At 34.7% G+C, this 17,473-nt stretch carries 15 protein-coding genes; 5 read left to right on the top strand and 10 right to left on the bottom strand.

Features of this window, described 5'->3' with window-relative positions; all coding sequences use genetic code 11:
• Nucleotides 1-325: 325 nt before the first annotated feature.
• The 3 genes from HNP25_RS12925 to atpA all read right to left on the bottom strand — a co-directional run bounded on the left by HNP25_RS12925 (nucleotide 326) and on the right by atpA (nucleotide 3,926).
• Nucleotides 326-1,162: a DUF2911 domain-containing protein gene (locus HNP25_RS12925; RefSeq protein ID WP_184134720.1), complete on the bottom strand. Its 837-nt coding sequence runs from the start codon at nucleotides 1,160-1,162 to the stop codon at nucleotides 326-328.
• A 200-nt stretch (nucleotides 1,163-1,362) separates the two neighbouring features.
• Nucleotides 1,363-2,247, bottom strand: coding sequence for an ATP synthase F1 subunit gamma (gene atpG / locus HNP25_RS12920; protein WP_184134719.1), 885 nt, complete (start codon nucleotides 2,245-2,247; stop codon nucleotides 1,363-1,365).
• A gap of 101 nt (nucleotides 2,248-2,348) precedes the next feature.
• Nucleotides 2,349-3,926, bottom strand: coding sequence for a F0F1 ATP synthase subunit alpha (gene atpA / locus HNP25_RS12915; protein WP_184134717.1), 1,578 nt, complete (start codon nucleotides 3,924-3,926; stop codon nucleotides 2,349-2,351).
• Nucleotides 3,927-4,608: 682 nt separating this feature from the next.
• On the opposite strand from atpA, the gene HNP25_RS12910 reads away from it, so the two are divergent.
• From HNP25_RS12910 to HNP25_RS12895, 4 genes are all read left to right on the top strand, one after another.
• The gene (locus HNP25_RS12910) at nucleotides 4,609-7,035 is read left to right on the top strand and encodes a TonB-dependent receptor (RefSeq protein ID WP_184134715.1); all 2,427 of its coding nucleotides are present in this window, start codon (nucleotides 4,609-4,611) and stop codon (nucleotides 7,033-7,035) included.
• Between the two features lie 50 nt (nucleotides 7,036-7,085).
• Nucleotides 7,086-8,222 (top strand): DUF4249 domain-containing protein, encoded by a 1,137-nt coding sequence (locus tag HNP25_RS12905; protein WP_184134713.1) that lies wholly within the window; start codon nucleotides 7,086-7,088, stop codon nucleotides 8,220-8,222.
• Nucleotides 8,223-8,361: 139 nt separating this feature from the next.
• Nucleotides 8,362-9,426, top strand: a complete 1,065-nt coding sequence (gene hemH, locus HNP25_RS12900; protein WP_184134711.1) for a ferrochelatase — start codon at nucleotides 8,362-8,364, stop codon at nucleotides 9,424-9,426.
• A 240-nt stretch (nucleotides 9,427-9,666) separates the two neighbouring features.
• The gene (locus HNP25_RS12895) at nucleotides 9,667-10,560 is read left to right on the top strand and encodes an EamA/RhaT family transporter (RefSeq protein WP_184134710.1); all 894 of its coding nucleotides are present in this window, start codon (nucleotides 9,667-9,669) and stop codon (nucleotides 10,558-10,560) included.
• A 4-nt stretch (nucleotides 10,561-10,564) separates the two neighbouring features.
• On the opposite strand, the gene HNP25_RS12890 is transcribed toward HNP25_RS12895, so the two are convergent.
• The 4 genes from HNP25_RS12890 to HNP25_RS12875 are packed head-to-tail and all read right to left on the bottom strand — an operon-like array spanning nucleotide 10,565 to nucleotide 13,221.
• Complete coding sequence (locus tag HNP25_RS12890; protein ID WP_184134708.1) at nucleotides 10,565-11,128, bottom strand: DNA-3-methyladenine glycosylase; 564 nt, start codon at nucleotides 11,126-11,128, stop codon at nucleotides 10,565-10,567.
• A 3-nt stretch (nucleotides 11,129-11,131) separates the two neighbouring features.
• The gene (locus tag HNP25_RS12885; RefSeq protein WP_184134706.1) at nucleotides 11,132-12,310 is read right to left on the bottom strand and encodes an MFS transporter; all 1,179 of its coding nucleotides are present in this window, start codon (nucleotides 12,308-12,310) and stop codon (nucleotides 11,132-11,134) included.
• A gap of 6 nt (nucleotides 12,311-12,316) precedes the next feature.
• On the bottom strand, nucleotides 12,317-12,982 hold the full coding sequence (locus HNP25_RS12880; RefSeq protein WP_184134705.1) for a cyclase family protein: 666 nt from the start codon (nucleotides 12,980-12,982) through the stop codon (nucleotides 12,317-12,319).
• Nucleotides 12,979-13,221, bottom strand: a complete 243-nt coding sequence (locus HNP25_RS12875) for a CBU_0592 family membrane protein (RefSeq protein ID WP_184134703.1) — start codon at nucleotides 13,219-13,221, stop codon at nucleotides 12,979-12,981. The genes HNP25_RS12880 and HNP25_RS12875 overlap by 4 nt, the downstream gene beginning before the upstream one ends.
• A gap of 218 nt (nucleotides 13,222-13,439) precedes the next feature.
• Between HNP25_RS12875 and HNP25_RS12870 the strand changes: the two genes are divergently transcribed.
• The gene (locus HNP25_RS12870) at nucleotides 13,440-13,871 is read left to right on the top strand and encodes an FKBP-type peptidyl-prolyl cis-trans isomerase (protein ID WP_184134701.1); all 432 of its coding nucleotides are present in this window, start codon (nucleotides 13,440-13,442) and stop codon (nucleotides 13,869-13,871) included.
• Between the two features lie 71 nt (nucleotides 13,872-13,942).
• On the opposite strand, the gene HNP25_RS12865 is transcribed toward HNP25_RS12870, so the two are convergent.
• From HNP25_RS12865 to HNP25_RS12855, 3 genes are read right to left on the bottom strand one after another with little or no spacing between them, the layout of a single operon-like run.
• Complete coding sequence (locus HNP25_RS12865) at nucleotides 13,943-14,113, bottom strand: FeoB-associated Cys-rich membrane protein (RefSeq protein ID WP_184134700.1); 171 nt, start codon at nucleotides 14,111-14,113, stop codon at nucleotides 13,943-13,945.
• Between the two features lie 18 nt (nucleotides 14,114-14,131).
• Entirely contained in the window at nucleotides 14,132-14,935 is an 804-nt protein-coding gene (locus HNP25_RS12860) for an inositol monophosphatase family protein (protein WP_221432465.1), read from the bottom strand.
• A gap of 56 nt (nucleotides 14,936-14,991) precedes the next feature.
• A complete protein-coding gene (locus HNP25_RS12855; protein WP_184134698.1) occupies nucleotides 14,992-17,436 on the bottom strand; it encodes a glycosyltransferase family protein in 2,445 nt (814 codons plus the stop codon).
• Nucleotides 17,437-17,473: the final 37 nt, after the last annotated feature.

The raw sequence follows: 17,473 nt of genomic DNA, 5'->3' as shown, positions 1-17,473 counted from the left end.
AAAGGCTAAGATTAATCTAACTGAGTATTTTAAAGATACACAATTGATTTTATCTTCCAGAAATTAAAACATTTAAACAGGAATTGAATGATTTGAAATTACTGCCCTTTCGGAGGGCAATATCCATGAAGACTGGATTTTGCAGAGCCGAGAAAGGGAATTAGCAGAAAATTTGTCTTAGCTTCATGTTTACTGGATTCTGAAAGAATCGTTTAAAATTAGTCTTGCAAAGGTATAATTATTTTCTGATTTCTATAGCATTATACACAAAAAAACCTGTAAACGTTAGATTCGCTTACAGGTTTAAAAAAGAATTCAATGAATATTACTTCATTGAAGCAATTAACTTTTCATTTAACGCTACATAATCCATATTATTGGCTTCTTTCGCTAATTCTATTGATTTTTTTGCAGTTTCAATTGCTACAGTCTTATTTCCTAATTTTGCTTGAATTTTTGCCTTTAAGTGCATAATCCAAAATGCTTTAGGTGTTTGTTCAATCGCTTTATCAGCCCAAGCTAAAGCTTTATTCAAATCTTTACCTGTTTCAAAATAATAACTTGCTGCTTGAAAGTACGGGCGACTATCAACTGTCATTGCTGTTTCAATAGCATTTGAAATTTTGCTATCAATATCAGCCGTTACAGGAATAGCAACCGATGTTTTCTCCCAACTAACCTCAATGTCTGCCGATGATGCTGTAACATTCGCAATTTCAATGGTAAATGTTTCAACAGATTTCGCTAAAGCATTAGGTTTTACTTTGAATTTAGCAACATCTTCTTCGGCTTTATAGCCATCAATACCCCAGTTATTAATGCCTTTGTTGAAGATTACTTCCCATTCGTCTTTGTTTGGAATCGTGTATAAAACATAAGTACCAGCTTTTAAAGCTACGCCACCTACTTTTACATCTTCGCCAAAAGTTATTCTTGTGGCTGCATTAGCACCTGTTCTCCAAAGTTTGCCAAAAGGAGCTAAATCTCCGAAAACTACTCTGCCTTTGATGTTGGGTCTTGAATAAGTAATTTCAATCGTTGATAATGCAAAGTCTTGTTTAATCGTTTGCGTTGGACTTGGCGCTGGGGTTTTAATTCCCTGTGCATTTAATGAAGTATTTAAAGTGAAAATTGCTAGAATTGAAAGAATAAAATTTTTCATGAGAAGAAAATTTGTTTTGATGTAAGCTACAAATATAAGTATAGTTTATTCAAGAATTCTTTAGCTTTTTGTTAAGTACATAAAATTTCGATAAACAGTAAATATTAGTAGCTCAATAAAATACTTTATCGTGGATTGTCATAAAAACAAAAAACTCATTCCTTTCGAGAATGAGTTTTTTAGAGAAATATATAATAATATTATGCCGCAGCCAAAGCTTCTGCACCACCCACGATTTCAAGGATTTCGTTAGTAATTGCTGCCTGACGAGAACGGTTGTACTGTAATTTCAATTCTTTTAATAATTCACCAGCATTATCTGTTGCTTTATCCATTGCTGTCATTCTAGCACCATGCTCAGAAGCATTTGATTCTAGTACTGCTTTATAGATTTGCAATTTCAATGCTTTAGGAATTAATTCATTGATAATTTCTTCTTCAGAAGGTTCAAAAATATAATCAACAGAAGATGCTTTTACTTTATCGTCTTTTTTCTCAACGATAGGCATTACTTGTTCTGTTTTTAAAATTTGAGTTGCAACGTTTTTGAATTCGTTATAAACCAGTTCAACAACATCGTACTTTCCTTCTTCAAAACCATTCATTGCTGCTTCTGCTGCGATACGAACATTAGCAAAGCTTAGTTTTGTGAAAATATCAGCATATTGAGTGTTTACATTATATCCACGGCGTGCAAGGTATTCTCCACCTTTTTTGCCAAGAGCCATAATTTCAACGTTTCCAGCTGCTTGTTGTTCTACATATTTTTCAGCGATTAAGCTTACTGCTGCTTTACCAACATTGGCATTGAAAGCACCACACAAACCACGGTCTGAAGTAACAACAATAACTAATACTTTATTGATATTACGAACGATAGTGTATGGATTTTCTTTTGCACCTTCTGCATTTGCAGAAACGGTAGCAATCATTTCAGTCAATTTTTTTGAATAGGGACGCATCTGAGTGATTGCGTCTGTCGCACGACGAAGTTTAGCCGCCGACACCATTTTCATGGCTTTGGTAATCTGCTGAGTTGAGTTTACCGATACTATTCGGTTTCTTACTTCTTTTAATGAAGCCATTCTCTTTTCTAATAAATGAATGATAGAATGAATGAATGATAGTGAATTAATAAAATTGTAAAATCACTATCATTCTATCATTCAAAATTGGAAATTATTTTTTACGCATATTTCGGCGCTACTTCTTTCGATACTTTTGTCAATACGTCTGTCAAAGAATCATCGTATTTTCCTGCTTTCAAAGCATCCATCGTTGATTTTTGAGTAGCGTTCATTACGTTGATGAAATCTTTCTCGAATTCACGAACTTTACTTACAGCTACAGTATCAAGAAGACCTTTTGTTGAAAGGAAAATCATTGCGATTTGCTCTTCAACTCTTTGTGGAGCACCGTTTGGTTGCTTCAACATTTCAAGGTTACGACGACCACGTTCGATAGTCAATTTCGTTGCAGCATCTAAGTCAGAACCAAATTTAGCAAATGCTTCCAATTCACGGAATTGTGCTTGGTCAAGCTTTAAAGTACCTGCTACCTTTTTCATCGACTTGATTTGAGCGTTACCACCCACACGTGATACCGAAATACCTACGTTAATAGCTGGACGAATACCTGCGTTGAAAAGGTTAGATTCTAAGAAAATCTGTCCATCCGTAATCGAGATTACGTTTGTAGGAATATAAGCAGAAACGTCACCAGCTTGTGTTTCGATGATTGGAAGAGCTGTTAATGAACCACCACCTTTTACCAAATGTTTGATAGATTCAGGTAAATCGTTCATGTTACGAGCAATTTCATCAGATGAGTTAATCTTAGCTGCACGCTCTAATAAACGAGAGTGAAGATAGAATACGTCACCTGGGTAAGCTTCACGTCCTGGAGGACGACGAAGTAACAATGAAACTTCACGGTATGAAACAGCTTGTTTAGATAAATCATCATAAATGATTAATGCCGGACGACCTGTATCACGGAAGAATTCACCAATAGCAGCACCAGTAAATGGAGCAAAGAATTGCATCGGAGCAGGATCTGAAGCACCCGCAGCTACAATTACAGTGTAGTCCATCGCACCAGCTTTGCGAAGCGTTTGTTCGATTTGTTTGATAGTAGATGCTTTCTGACCACAAGCTACATAAATACAGTAAACAGGGTTTCCAGCTTCAAAATATTCTTTTTGGTTAATGATAGTGTCGATACAAACAGTAGTTTTACCTGTCTGACGGTCACCGATTACCAATTCACGTTGTCCACGACCTACTGGAATCATTGCATCAATTGCTTTGATACCTGTTTGAAGGGGTTCAGTTACTGGTTGACGGAAGATTACACCCGGAGCTTTACGTTCCAAAGGCATATCATATAAGTCACCCGTGATTGGTCCATTACCATCAATTGGTTCACCAAGTGTGTTTACAACACGACCGCAGATACCGTCGCCAACTTTAACAGATGCGATTTCGTCAGTACGTTTTACAGTGTCTCCTTCTTTGATATCAGACGAATCCCCCAATAATACCGCTCCTACGTTATCTTCTTCAAGGTTCAAAGCTAGGGCCTTTAAGCCATTATCAAAAACGAGTAATTCACCCGCCTGTACTTTCGATAGTCCGTAAATACGGGCTACACCATCACCGATTTGTAATACGGTACCTACTTCTTGAAGTTCAGCCTCTGATTTTGCTCCTGAGAGTTGTTCTCTCAAAATTGCTGATACTTCATCTGGTCTGACTGATGCCATTATAATAAGTTTGTTTTGTGATTTTGAATTTGGAATAGTATTTAATCTACTAGATAAGAATTAGTTAAATGTCAATTAGAGATTAATTATTAAAGACTTACAATATTAATAAATACTCTGTCGTTGTTAACTGATTTCTTTAATTAATAAATTACTTATTTTTCAGGTGCAAAATTAGGGAACAAATTTCACAATTCCATGAAATGATTAACAATTAGTGCTTAAATGTTATACTTTTTGGGGATTCATTATTTTGGGCTTCTATAAATTCTGTAACCTTTTGGGCATTTGTCTTTAAAAAATCCTTTTTTCGTTGAATAATTAAGCTTATTTATAGTTATAGCCTATTTTGTAATAATTATTATCGATTTGATTGATAGTTTTAAATATTCTAAGTTTGCAACATAAAAACAAATCATCTGTTTAATCGCTAAACAGCATGTGAAGTATAATTAACAATTTTAAATAATGTTCTAAATAATATGGCGTTGAAACAAGTCGGGCAGGATTTTGTTTCGACGCTATTTTTTTGAGGTTTCATCTCTGTTTTTATACATTTCATCTTTTTTATTGTATTATATTGATAGTTGTTTTAGTAGGTCATGTCATAGATTCCCGCTAAAATGTCGTTCTTTGTAAAATCTGCTAACCTTTTGAACTTAGTCGATTTTAAAACTAAACTATGAAAAAACTATTACGAATACTTTCATTGAAGTGTTTACTTTTTTGTTGCACTTACATAATATTACCATCACAAATTGTTGCTCAAAATGCAGAATTTAAACTGCCTCTTTTAACAGGAAAAATTACAGATTCTAAAACAGGTGAGCCAATCGTTGGAGTAACGATTTTCTTAGATTTTAGAAAATCTGGCATAATAACGGATACGACTGGGAGATTTAATATTTACTTGCCCAAAGGCGATTATGTCCTCAAGTTCAGTCATGTTGGTTATAAGCCTTACAGAACGAAAATAACATTGAAAGGGAACACAACCTTTGACCTAGCACTCGATGATGTATCAAAAACCTTAGAAGAAGTAATTGTTTCAAGCCAAGCTACTCGTAAAAGTATTCAAACGCCATCATTAGGAGTAACATTATTAAGTATCAAAGGCATCAAAAAATTGCCTGCAATGATGGGCGAGGTTGATATTATTCGTTCCTTACAAACTTTACCGGGTGTTTCTTCGGTTGGTGAAGGTTCAAATGGAATCAATGTTCGTGGTGGAAATATCGACCAAAATTTGATTTATATTGATGATGCACCAATTTTTAATTCAACTCATTTGTTTGGTTTGTTTTCTGTCTTTGCATCAGATGCTATTCGTGAATTAGAACTTTATAAAGGAAGTATTCCTTCAAGATTTGGCGGTAGAACGGCTTCTGTTTTAGATATTAAAATGACTGACCCAAGTTTAGAAAAGTTTAAACTTTCGGGTGGAATAGGTTTTGTTTCTAACAGAGCAATGGCTGAGATTCCTATTATTAAAGAAAAACTTTCAGTGGTTGTAGCTGGCAGATTATCGTTCAATGATTTTTGGTTTAAATTGATTGGCCCTGAGAATATGCGAAATACCCGTGCGAATTTTTATGATTTAGCTACTAAAGTATTTTTCAGGCCCAATAAGAATAATACATTTTCACTGTCAACTTATGTGAGTAAGGATTTTTATCAGGTAGATTCATTATTCAGTTTAGAAAATGTGGTAGCAAAACAAACGCAGTTTGATTATGGACATTTGAATTTTTCATCAAGATGGAGCCATTACTTTAATACCAAAATGAGTTTGGATGTGGTAGGCGTTTTGAGTAATTATAAAACCAAAACGTATGCACCTGATAGTGTGAACAGAATTGATTTAAGAAATAGTGTCAATTATAAAAGTGTGAAGGTCAATTTTGATTACAATCCAGACGAAAAACATAAAATTAACTTTGGAATAAGCGGAATCAATTATCAGATTTCACCCGGAAAGTTGAATGAGAATGTTAGTTCAAGAATTTCTACAGTATTGTTACCAAGAGAACAATCTTTAGAATTGGGTTTGTTTGTTGATGATGAATACAAAGCGAATGAAAAACTAACGATTCAGGCAGGTATTCGTTACGCTCAGTATTTGAGTTTTGGTCCTACCACGGTAAGAAAATATCTGGATAATGAACCTAGAACGATTTCATCGCAGATTGGAGAAGAAACTATTTCAAGCGGTGCTGTCGAAAAAACGTATGGTGGCTTTGAACCCCGTTTAGCCATAAAATACTCTTTGGGCGAAAACAGCACGTTGAAATTTGGTTATAACAGAATGCAACAATTTATTCAGTTATTATCAAACAATACTACACCGTTACCGACGGCTCGTTGGAAAACTGCTGATGAATACATTAAACCTCAAGTAAGCGATTTTATTTCGTTAGGAGTATTTAAAACCTTTAAAGATAATATTTGGGAATTGTCGGGAGAAAGCTATTTCCGTTCTACTCAAAATGTGGTAGATTATATTTCTGGAGCAAATTTGCAGTTAACCAAAGCGATAGAAACACAATTGATTGCTGGAAAAGGAAAAGCTTATGGCTTGGAAGTAATGGTTACTAAAAAAAGAGGGGAACTGAGTGGCTGGATGAGTTATACTTATGCCCGCTCTTTACAACAAGTAAGAGGTGATTTTCCTGAACTTCAACAGATTTCGGATGGTAATTGGTATGCTTCAAATTATGATAAACCGCATAGTTTGAATATCATGATGAATATTCAGCCAACGAATCACCATAGTTTTTCATTTACGTTTGCTTATAATACTGGTCGTCCGTTTTCATCTCCTTCAGGTTTTTTTCAGTTAGACAATAAGAAATATCCTGTTTATGAAGCTCGTAATAATGATAGAATGTCTGATTATCATCGATTAGATTTTTCTTGGACGATAACTAATCCTAGTTTAAAAGAAAAGCGATGGGAGGGAAGTTGGACTTTTACAGTCTATAATATTTATGGAAGAAAGAATCCTTACTCTGTTTTCTTCAAACCTGTAGGAAACGGTTTAAAGCCTTATGAGCTAAGCGTTTTTGCCAATCCACTAATTTCGCTGACCTATAATTTTAAATTTTTATAAAGACAGACTTTCCATTCCTTTCCAACAGAAAGGCTGAAAATAGATTCAACATGAAAACTAAATTTCCAATATTAACCTTACTAATAAGTGTTTTAGTGATTTCGTGCATCACACCAATCACCGATTTTGAACAAGTTTCAACCAACAGCTTTTTTTCGGTCGAAGCCACTTTGTCAGACCAACCTGGTTTACACAAAGTGAAACTCTACATGTCGTCGAACAGACTAACTGGAGGGTCTTTTCTGCCAATTCTAAAAGCAAAAGTATATTTTACAGACGAAAAAGGTTTAATTGAAAACCTAAGTGACCCCAAAGGAACGGGGGATTATCAAACTTCTGGAACATTTGCAGGCAGAGTAGGTGGAACATATACCTTAACGATTGAAACCAGTGATGGCAAAAAGTACGTTTCATCTGCTGAAACGATGAGACCAGTCCCAGAAATTGAAAATCTGATTACAAAATTTGAAGTAATGGATATTTACGTAAAAGGTGATGCTCGTCGTGGAGGTTTTAATATTTATGTCGATTTTCAGGATTCTCCCAATCTTGGTGATAATTATCAATGGTTTTGGAAACATTATCAAAAAGCTTTTATTTGTGAAACCTGCACCAATGGATATTATGATTTTGCTAAAAAAACGTGCATGTTCCCGCCGCAGCCAACTGATTTAACACTCAACTATAAATGCGATAGAGATTGTTGGAATATTACTTTTTCAACGGCACTTAATATTTTTTCTGATTCATACCTGAACGGGCAAAGAATAACTGGCAAACAAGTAGCTAGAGTGCCATTTGATGATACAACGCCATATTATTTACAATTTGAACAGCGTTCTATTACCAAAAGTGTTTATAATTATTACCAAGGGCTTGTTGCACAGACACAAAATAACGGAACGTTGTTTGATGTTCCTGCGGAAACACGTTTTAGCTATAACATTAAATCTGTAACCAATCGTAGCGAAAAAATTCTTGGTGTTTTTGATGTCCATTCTGTAAGAAAAAAAGTGTTTTATATCGATCGTTCTGTGGGAATTCCTGAAGGCGAAAAACCATCTTATGTGAGACTTCAAGGGGAAGTATATACTTGTCCAGCTGGTACAAGGGTTTGTAATGAGTACGTAGAATGTTTGGATAATTTAAACAGAACACCTTTCAAACCAACAGGTTGGAAGGATTAAGCTAGAAGTTTCTTAAAATAAAAAAACACAAATAAGTGGTAGAAACATTAAAATCAAACAAATTTGTACTTTGAATGTTGTCTTTAAACAATCTTATTAGCGATTTTTTGCGTAAATAAAAGAAACATAATTTATTAAAATGCAAGTACAAGAACCACAAGTATCGTCTGAGAAATCAGTAGCAACTAAGCTTAAAACAGGCGTATTAATTGTTAATTTGGGAACTCCAGATTCGCCAAGTACGCCAGATGTTCGTAAATATTTACGAGAATTTTTAATGGATGGAAGAGTAATTGATATTCCTTATGCTTTTAGATGGATGTTAGTGAATCTTATCATTGCTCCATTCAGAGCACCAAAATCAGCTAAAGTATATAAAGAACTTTGGACAGAAAGAGGCTCACCATTGAAATTTTACGGAGAAGATATTGAGAAAATGCTACAAGCACAATTGGGCGAAGAGTATGATGTGAAGCTGGCGATGCGTTATCAAAGTCCAAGTATGGATGCAGGCTTAGAATTATTTAAAAAATCAGGCTATAAAAAAATCATTGTAGTGCCATTTTTTCCACAATATGCTTCTGCAAGTACAGGTTCGGTGTATGAAAAAACTATGCGTATTGTAAAAGAATGGCAGATTATTCCAGAAATAAGTTTTGTCAATACTTTTTACGACCATCCGAAATTCATAGAATACTTCGCAACAGCGGCTCGTAATTATATGGCAAAGCAAGATTATGATTACTTCATGTTTAGTTATCATGGCTTGCCGCAGCGTCAAATCAGAAAAGGAGATTGTACAGGTAATACTTGCCAGTTTGGTTCATGTTGTGATACTATTCATTCGATGAATCAATATTGTTACAGAGCACAATGTCATGAAACAACTCGATTATTAGTTAAACAATTAGGTTTGAAAGAAGGTACTTATGCTACTACTTTTCAATCAAGATTAGGAAGCGACCCTTGGGTTCAACCTTATACAGATGTTGTGATTAAAGAATTAACAGCACAAGGCAAAAAGAAGATTTTAGTTTTCTCACCAGCTTTTGTTGCAGATTGTTTAGAAACAACTATCGAAATTGGTGAAGAGTACCGTGAAATGTTTGAAGAATTTGGCGGACAACATTGGCAATTGGTAGAAAGCTTAAATAATTCACCAATGTGGGTTGATTTATTAGAAGACTTAGTTAAAAAAGCATAGTTGAATGGCGAGTTTTGAGTGATGGGTTATGAATTTTAGACTCATCACTCAAAATTCGCAACTCATCACTCCCCACTCACGACCCAATTATATTCCCGAATTTAGGAAATGATGCTTTCTCGAAAAAGTATCTTCCTGAATTTGGGAATATTTGTTTAAACATAATATTACAATGCTTAAATTTGAATAATAAGCATTTAAAAACTCATCAACATTAAAAGCACTTAACCATTCTTCGATATGATAGATTTATTACTCAGTATTATCTTCTCGGTTTTATTGTTAATCAACTTTCGGTTACATCCACGATTTGGCGTTAATACCTTTCAGACAATTATTCTTAATTATCCAGTTTGTATCGTTACAGGATTGTTATTCTTGCCAGAAAATCAGCATTTTAGTCTTGATTTATCCGAAACCTCAACACAATTAGCCATGCTCTTGGGCGTAGGTTTTGTCATTACTTTTATGCTTTCGGGTATTTCTACACAGCGTATCGGCATGGCGATGACTTCTCTGGCAAATAATATGTCGTTGGTAGTGCCAGTGATTTTCAGTTTAGTTGTTTTGAAAATGAGTAGCAGTTTTGATACTTTAAATTATTTAGGATTAGTCTTAGCCATCGTAGCAGTAGCACTAAGTACTTTTAAAAAGAGCGAAAGCGATGGCAGCAGCAAAAAAGAAAATATAGATTGGCTATTACCAATTGCTGTATTTGTAATGTATGGTATCACTAATACAACTTTTAATTACTTGAATGCCAAGTATGTAACAGCCTCAGGAACAACTATTCCTTTTACGTTAACCATTTTAGTGGGTTCTGTTTTAATTGGAGGAATTGTTCTAGGAATTAGGATAATTCAAGGAAAAGAAAAATTGGTATTTAAAAGTTTGATAGCGGCAATTCCGTTGGGCATTCCGAACTTTTTATCATTCTATTATCTGCTGAAAGCATTGGATGCTTATCAAAATAATGGTGCTTTCGTTTTACCAATTTATAATATTGGTGTTATTGTAGGTTCGGCATTGGTTGCCTTTATTTTCTTTCAAGAGAAATTTACATTATTGAATAAAATAGGTTTAGTCTTAGCGGTAATTGCTATTGGTTTGATTTCGTATCAAGGACTTTTTTAGCAATTTACTTTTTGCTAATAAACGCATTTCCTTCAAAATAAAACCGATAAGGTAATGTTGCTCCTTGCGTAATGCCTATTCGAGTAGTGGTAACAATTGGGTTTTGAACATAATCTGAAAGTGGAGGAAGTATTTTTAAATCATCTTCTAAAATATGCCAGTTGTTCATACCTTTATGAATGCCCATTGCTTGTACTAGTTTTCCTGGTCCAGAACATAGATTCTTTAAAACATTACTTTTTCGTCTTTTCTCCATCAAATCAATGCCTTCTATTGGTTCTAAAGCTCTTATCAAAACAGCTTCTCCAACATCTTTTTGATTGGTCGCTATGTTTACACAAAAGTGCATTCCATAGATTTGATACACATAAACTGTTCCTGCTACACCAAACATTGGTGCATTTCTAATACTCTTTTTTCGATAAGCATGACAGGCTGGGTCGTCTTGTAAATATGCTTCTGTTTCTACAATGATTCCAGCAGTAATTCCTTCGTCGCTTTCATGAACCAAACGATAGCCCAACAGGTTTTTGGCAATCGTTAGTGTATCAGATGCTAATAAATCCATATTTCAAACATTGTTTTTTACCAGAAAAGTACGGTTAAAAGTATTTATTAAACCAATGACTGGACCAAAACTTAGTATTAAATAAATATAATTATTTGAAATGTATTTACTCGCCAATTGTAAAATTTGTAAGCTAACTATCGTAATAGCGAAACCAATACAATTTACGATTGTGATTGATGAAGCTCGATATTCAGGATTGGTATTTTGTGAAATTAACGTTGAAAATTGTGGAGAGTCGCCAGCTACACTCATTCCCCAAATCAACATAATTGTAATAAATACAAAAGGATTAGCTTGTGAAAAACAAACTGAAAGTAAACAACAGATTAATGAAAGGGATAAGCATAAAAATGCCAGTTTTGCACTTCCAAACTTCGCTGAAAATTCACCAGTCAATACACAAGCCAGAAGGCCAGCAGCAATGATTAAGAAAGACCACAAAGAAGTATTGAAATGAAAATTTGAATGCTGATTGTACTGTTGAAGAATTAATGGAACATAAGCCCAAAAAGTATATACTTCAAACATGTGTCCGAAATAGCCAAATGAAAATGTTCTAAATGAAGGATTTTTAAAGGATGCTACAATACTGTTTGGATTGAATTTTCCAGCTTTTTTCCGAAAAGGACCATCTTTAATCAATAATAACATCATCAAAGCACCACTTGAAGCAATGATTGACGTAGCAATAATAACCGATTGCCAATGAATCTTTAATGAAAAATAAGCAATAAAATGCGGAAAAGAAGTACCCAAAACTAAAGCACCGACTAGATAACCCAAAGCTCTGCCCAAACCTTTTTCATACCAATCTGCCATGATTTTCATGCCGACAGGATAAACACCAGCCAAGAAAAAACCAACTAAAAAACGAATGATTAAAAGTGCTTTAAAATCCAGCTTAATCCAAACAATTATCAGGTTGAAACCTGCTGCGATAAGTGTTGAAATGACAAATACTTTTACAGGAGAAAATTTATCACTCAATGTAAAAATTGCATAAATCGCTGTGCCAACCACAAAACCAAACTGAACTGCGGAGGTCATATTTCCCAGAAAATTGGATGTGTTGGGATATAGTACTTGTAAATCTTTCAGAACTGCATTGAGTGCAAACCACAAAGAAGTACCTGCAAATTGAGCAAAAATAACGACTGGAAGTAAATATCTTGGTTTCAAGGAAAATTAAAGGTTTTCAATTACCGCATAAGCTCTCACAGGGAAAGTTCCCATGCCTTTTACTTTGGGTGGAGTTGCTGAGAATTTGAATGAAGTATTCACAGGAATTTCATTCAAATTGCATAAATGTTCTACAATCAATATTTCATTTTTCAATAAAATCGTATGAACTGGTCTGGATTTTCCAGCAACATCATCAATATTATGAGAATCAATGCCTACTAATTTTACACCTTGCATAACCAAATATTCAGCCGCATCGGCTGTTAAAAATGGATTGCCAGTAAAATACTCATCAGTTTTCCATTTTTTATCCCAGCCAGTATGTACCAAAACTGCCTTTCCTGTCAAGTCTAATCCTTCAAAGAATGATTTATGAATGCTTAAATGTTGTTCAAAAGGAACAGAAACCTTTACGGCATCCAACATAGCAGTTTGTTCAATCAGGATTTCTGATAAATCTTTTCCATCTTCATAGCGATGAAAAGGCGTATCTAAATACGTTCCTGTGTTAGAAACCATTTCGATTTTTCCCATTTGAAAAGAAGTACCTTCTTCATACCATTGTTTGGATTCTTCACGTGTCCAAAAATCACAAATAATAGGAGCGGGGAGTCCTTTATAAGTAACGACACCTTCTTCAATAACATGACTTAAATCAATAAATTTCATTGCTTTTTAGCTTTTAAAATGGCAGTAATGGCAATCACTACCCACACTACGTTTACAAAAACGGAAGGATAAGCTTTATGTTCAAGTGTATTGACGATAAAACATAAACCACCAAACAGATTGGCTAATTGGTAATTGATAGAAGTGGATGAAATCTTGTTCAAAGCATTCAACGCAAACGCTCCAACAATAAGCACAGAGCCAATCCAACCAACAATTTCAACAAAGAGTAAATACATTTAATTAAGCTTTTAACAAAGATACATTGATTTTAGCAATTGAGCGAGTTGGTGAATTTTTATGTCTATCACAGGCAAAATTTTGTAAATATCTTGCTATTTATTTTACTAAATTGATTGTAGGAGTTTAGTCGATTGTTAATATTTCGTTTGAACAAAGTCCAGTTTTTCCATAAAAATTACGACCTTTACCGAAATTTTTAAAAATAATTGATAAAATGGCACAAGCAAAGGCGGGCGATAAAGTAAACGTCCATTACACAGGAAAATTAACAGACGGAACTGTATTTGATAGTTCAGCAGGACGTGAAACTTTAGCGTTTGAATTAGGAACAGGAATGGTTATCAAAGGTTTTGATGATGGCATTACTGGAATGATTATTGGCGAGAAAAAGACTGTTCATATCCCTGCTGATGAAGCTTATGGACCCGTGAATCCTGATTATTTAGCAGTATTCCCAAAAGCAGAAATTCCTGCTGATATTCCTTATGAAGTAGGTATGCAATTAAACATGCACCAAGATGGTTCTGGTCAAGTAATGCCAGTAACCGTAACTGAAGTAACTGATACTACAATTACTTTAGATGCGAATCACCCTTTAGCTGGAAAAGATTTAATTTTTGATATTGAATTAGTATCAATTGGATAATTAAGCTCTTCAAGAACAACATAAAAAAACCTCTAAAGAAAATCCTTAGAGGTTTTTTTATGCGAATGCTATTAGTTTTTAGCCTCCATCTCAGCTGCAATTTTATCAAAATCTATTGCTCCACATGAGCCACAGCCTTTTGAACAACCTGCTTTATTTTTTAAGCTAAAGTTTTTTAAGACGATGTTGCCCAGATAAGCTAAAGCAGATAAAAATATAATAGCAATGATGATATTTTCCATGATAGTCTTTATGTTAATTTAAGACTTTGTGATATTCCAATTACGAACAATCACTTCCTCTAATTCAGGAAACATTGCACAACCCGCAATTAGTTCACGTCCGAATACGAAATCATCACCACCTTTGAAGTCTTTTACAAATCCTCCTGCTTCTTGCACAATTAAAGTACCAGCTGCTACATCCCAAGGTTTTAAATTGTATTCAAAAAATCCATCAAATCGTCCGCAAGCGGTATAAGCTAAATCTACGGCTGCTGCACCAAAACGACGTAAACCATGAGATTTTTGCATCAATTCTTTCAAAATACCGATGTAGTTTTCCATCAATTCAAAATCATAATAAGGAAAGCCTGTAGCAATTAAGCTTTCTCCTAATGTTTTAGCCGACGATACTTGAATTGGTTTTTCGTTCAAATAAGCACCACCACCAAGCCAAGCAGAGAAACACTCATCACGATTAATTTCATATACTACGCCCAATACAATTTTACTTTCTTTGATTAAAGCAATTGAAATCGCAAAAACGGGTACTCCATGAATATAATTTGTTGTACCATCAACTGGGTCGATAATCCAAGCTAGATTATGATTTTCAGCTTGTTCCGATGTGCCTTCTTCCGCAATTATTCCAGCTTCTGGAAGTATTTTAGAAAGTCCAGCTACTAAAAGTTCCTCAGTTTGTTTATCAACATACGAAACTAAATCATTCAAGCCTTTATATTCAATACTGTCTTTGCTGAACTCTGAGGCTGCTTTTCTAACAAACTCTCCCGTCTGACGAGCTAGTTTGCTTACTTCTGAGGTTAAATTTTCTAAATTCAAAATGTGATAGTTAATGTGTATCTAAAATCTGAATTCCGATGACTGAAATCCAAAAGCTATTTTTTCTTTACTTCAAAAAAGATGGCTAATCCTAATACGCCAACCAAAATTACAGACATAATAAGGTCAACTTTATTTCCTTTACTGACTGATTCTGGTTCAAATTTGAATTCAATTTTATGTTTCCCTGCTGGAATTACCATTGCTCTCAAGATATAGTTAGCTCTTAAATGTGGTTTGTATTGTCCATCGATATAAGCTTTCCAATCTTGGTTTCCACGATAAAATATTTCAGAGAAAATTGCTAATTGTTCCGTTTTAGTGTCAGATTGGTAAGTCAAATCGTTTGGCTTATAAGAAGTCAATACAATTTTATTTGAAACACTATCAGGTTGAATTTTCAAATTAGCTACTTGGTCTGCAAAACGTTTGTCGATAAATGCGATTTCTTTAGGCTCAAACTTGTCTAAAGATTTCATTTCTTCGTCGGCATTCGCCACAATTTTAAATGAATTGACAAACCAAGCATTTCCACAAGCATCTGGATTTTGTTGTGCAACTGGCTGACCTGTTTGTTGATTTGGAATGATAAAGTACTTCGTATTCAACATATTCAAAACCTGCATATTGTTTTTAGCAATTTGGTTTTCAATAATCTCTGAGTAACGACGCAATTTCGCTCCGTGATAACCACCAATTGACTGATGATAATAAGAAGCAGTAGCATCGCTACTAAAGCCACCTGCGGCAGCAGCATCGAATACTCTATAAATACTCTTATCTTTCAAAATTTGCTCATCGGCAGCTGTTGGTGTAAATAATTCTTCGTATTCTGATTTTGAAACGAAATTATCATTGTTGAAATAGCGTTTATCAGCTCCGAATAAGTCAATCAGGATAAGTAATATCAAAACTGGATAGAATAATGATTCTTTAATTTTGCCAGTAACCCAAGCCCAAAGTAATCCAGCCGCTAATAAAATAAATGCTAAAGAACGAAAAGCATCTGAACGCATCAACGATTCACGGTCGAGGACAATTGCTCTTAAAATCTGAGCATCCACACCTTTATCACCTGTAATTTGCATCGCTTCATCGTTTACAGATTTGAAACTGAAAAACAAACTTGGAACAAGTGCAAAAATAACACATAAGCCAGCGGTGAATGCCAAACTGTATATTAAAGGTTTTTTAAGTTCTTCAAATGTTGGTTTATTATCGCTAATTTGTTTCAAAGCCAATACGCCTAATATTACCATCGCTAATTGAGTAAGCGAAAGTATCATCGTGATTGCTCTGAATTTATCAAACATCGGGAAGTAATCGAACATTGGATAGTTTAAAAGAGGGAAATTTTTACCCCAAGCTAGCATCGTAAAAAATACTGCTGTACCAACTAACCACCATTTTAGCGAACCTCTCACTAAAAATGCTCCTAAAGCAAATAGGAAACAAATGATAGCACCTGCATAAACTGGTCCACCAACAGCAGGCTGGTCGCCCCAATAAGCTGGCCCTCTTTCAGTATATGGTAAAGCATTTTCTTCAGGAATACCTGCATTGACCATTGCTTTCAAAGTTTCAGATTTTTTACCACCTAAACTTCCACCCATTGTTCCTCCATAAAAATTTGGAATCAATAGAGTACCTGTTTCACCGATTCCGTAGCTGTAACTGAAAGCATAATCACGGTCTAAACCACCTTTTGATTGCGTATTAGTCGTTAATTCAGATTTACCACGAATGGTTTCTTTAGAGTATTCGTAGTTATTCCAAAGTCTCATGGTGTGATTAGCAACACCAACGAATGAACCCAAGCCTAATGCCAACAGTGCAAAAAACAAAGATTTGATTTTACCAGATTTTACATGGTTAATAATTTCTACAATTACATAACCAAAAAGCATTAAGCCAAAGTAATAAGTAATTTGTACGTGGTTGGCATAGATTTCTAAGCTCATAAAAAGAGCCGTTAATGCACCACCAAGTAAATATTTTCCTCTAAAACACAAAACAGCACCAGCCGCAACCATCGGTGCATAAGCCAATGCAATAGCTTTAGAAGTATGTCCTGCTGGCAATATCACCATATTGAGTGTACAGAAAGCATAACCAATAGCACCAATGATTGATTGCCAAATATTTGCTCCCAGTACAATTAAGAGGATGTACATTCCGAGCATTTCTAAGAAAATAACGTTGATTGGTGAGGGTAAAAATCCCATGATTTCACCGCCAACGGTAGAACCAATACTATTTGGATAAGCACCGTGAATCATATAAGCAGGCATACCGCCAAACATAGAGTTTGTCCACCAAGGCACAATGCCTGTTGCTTTTGTAAATTCGGTAGATTCATGAGAAGAAGCCAAAGACATCGTAATGTCGTGTTGCTTTAATTTTTTGCCTTGTATGGCTGGAGAGGCGTAAATTCCTGCAAGCACAACTAAAGCAATTACTGCGTACAAATGTGGGAGGAATTTCTTGAATGAAAACTGCATATTTTTTCTTAAGATTTGGACTTAGATTACCTTATAT

The organism is Arcicella rosea, from assembly GCF_014204325.1.
GTDB classification, from domain to species: domain Bacteria; phylum Bacteroidota; class Bacteroidia; order Cytophagales; family Spirosomataceae; genus Arcicella; species Arcicella rosea_A.
The sequence above is the reverse complement of the archived record's forward strand: the minus strand, read 5'-3'. Positions and strand labels throughout refer to the sequence as shown.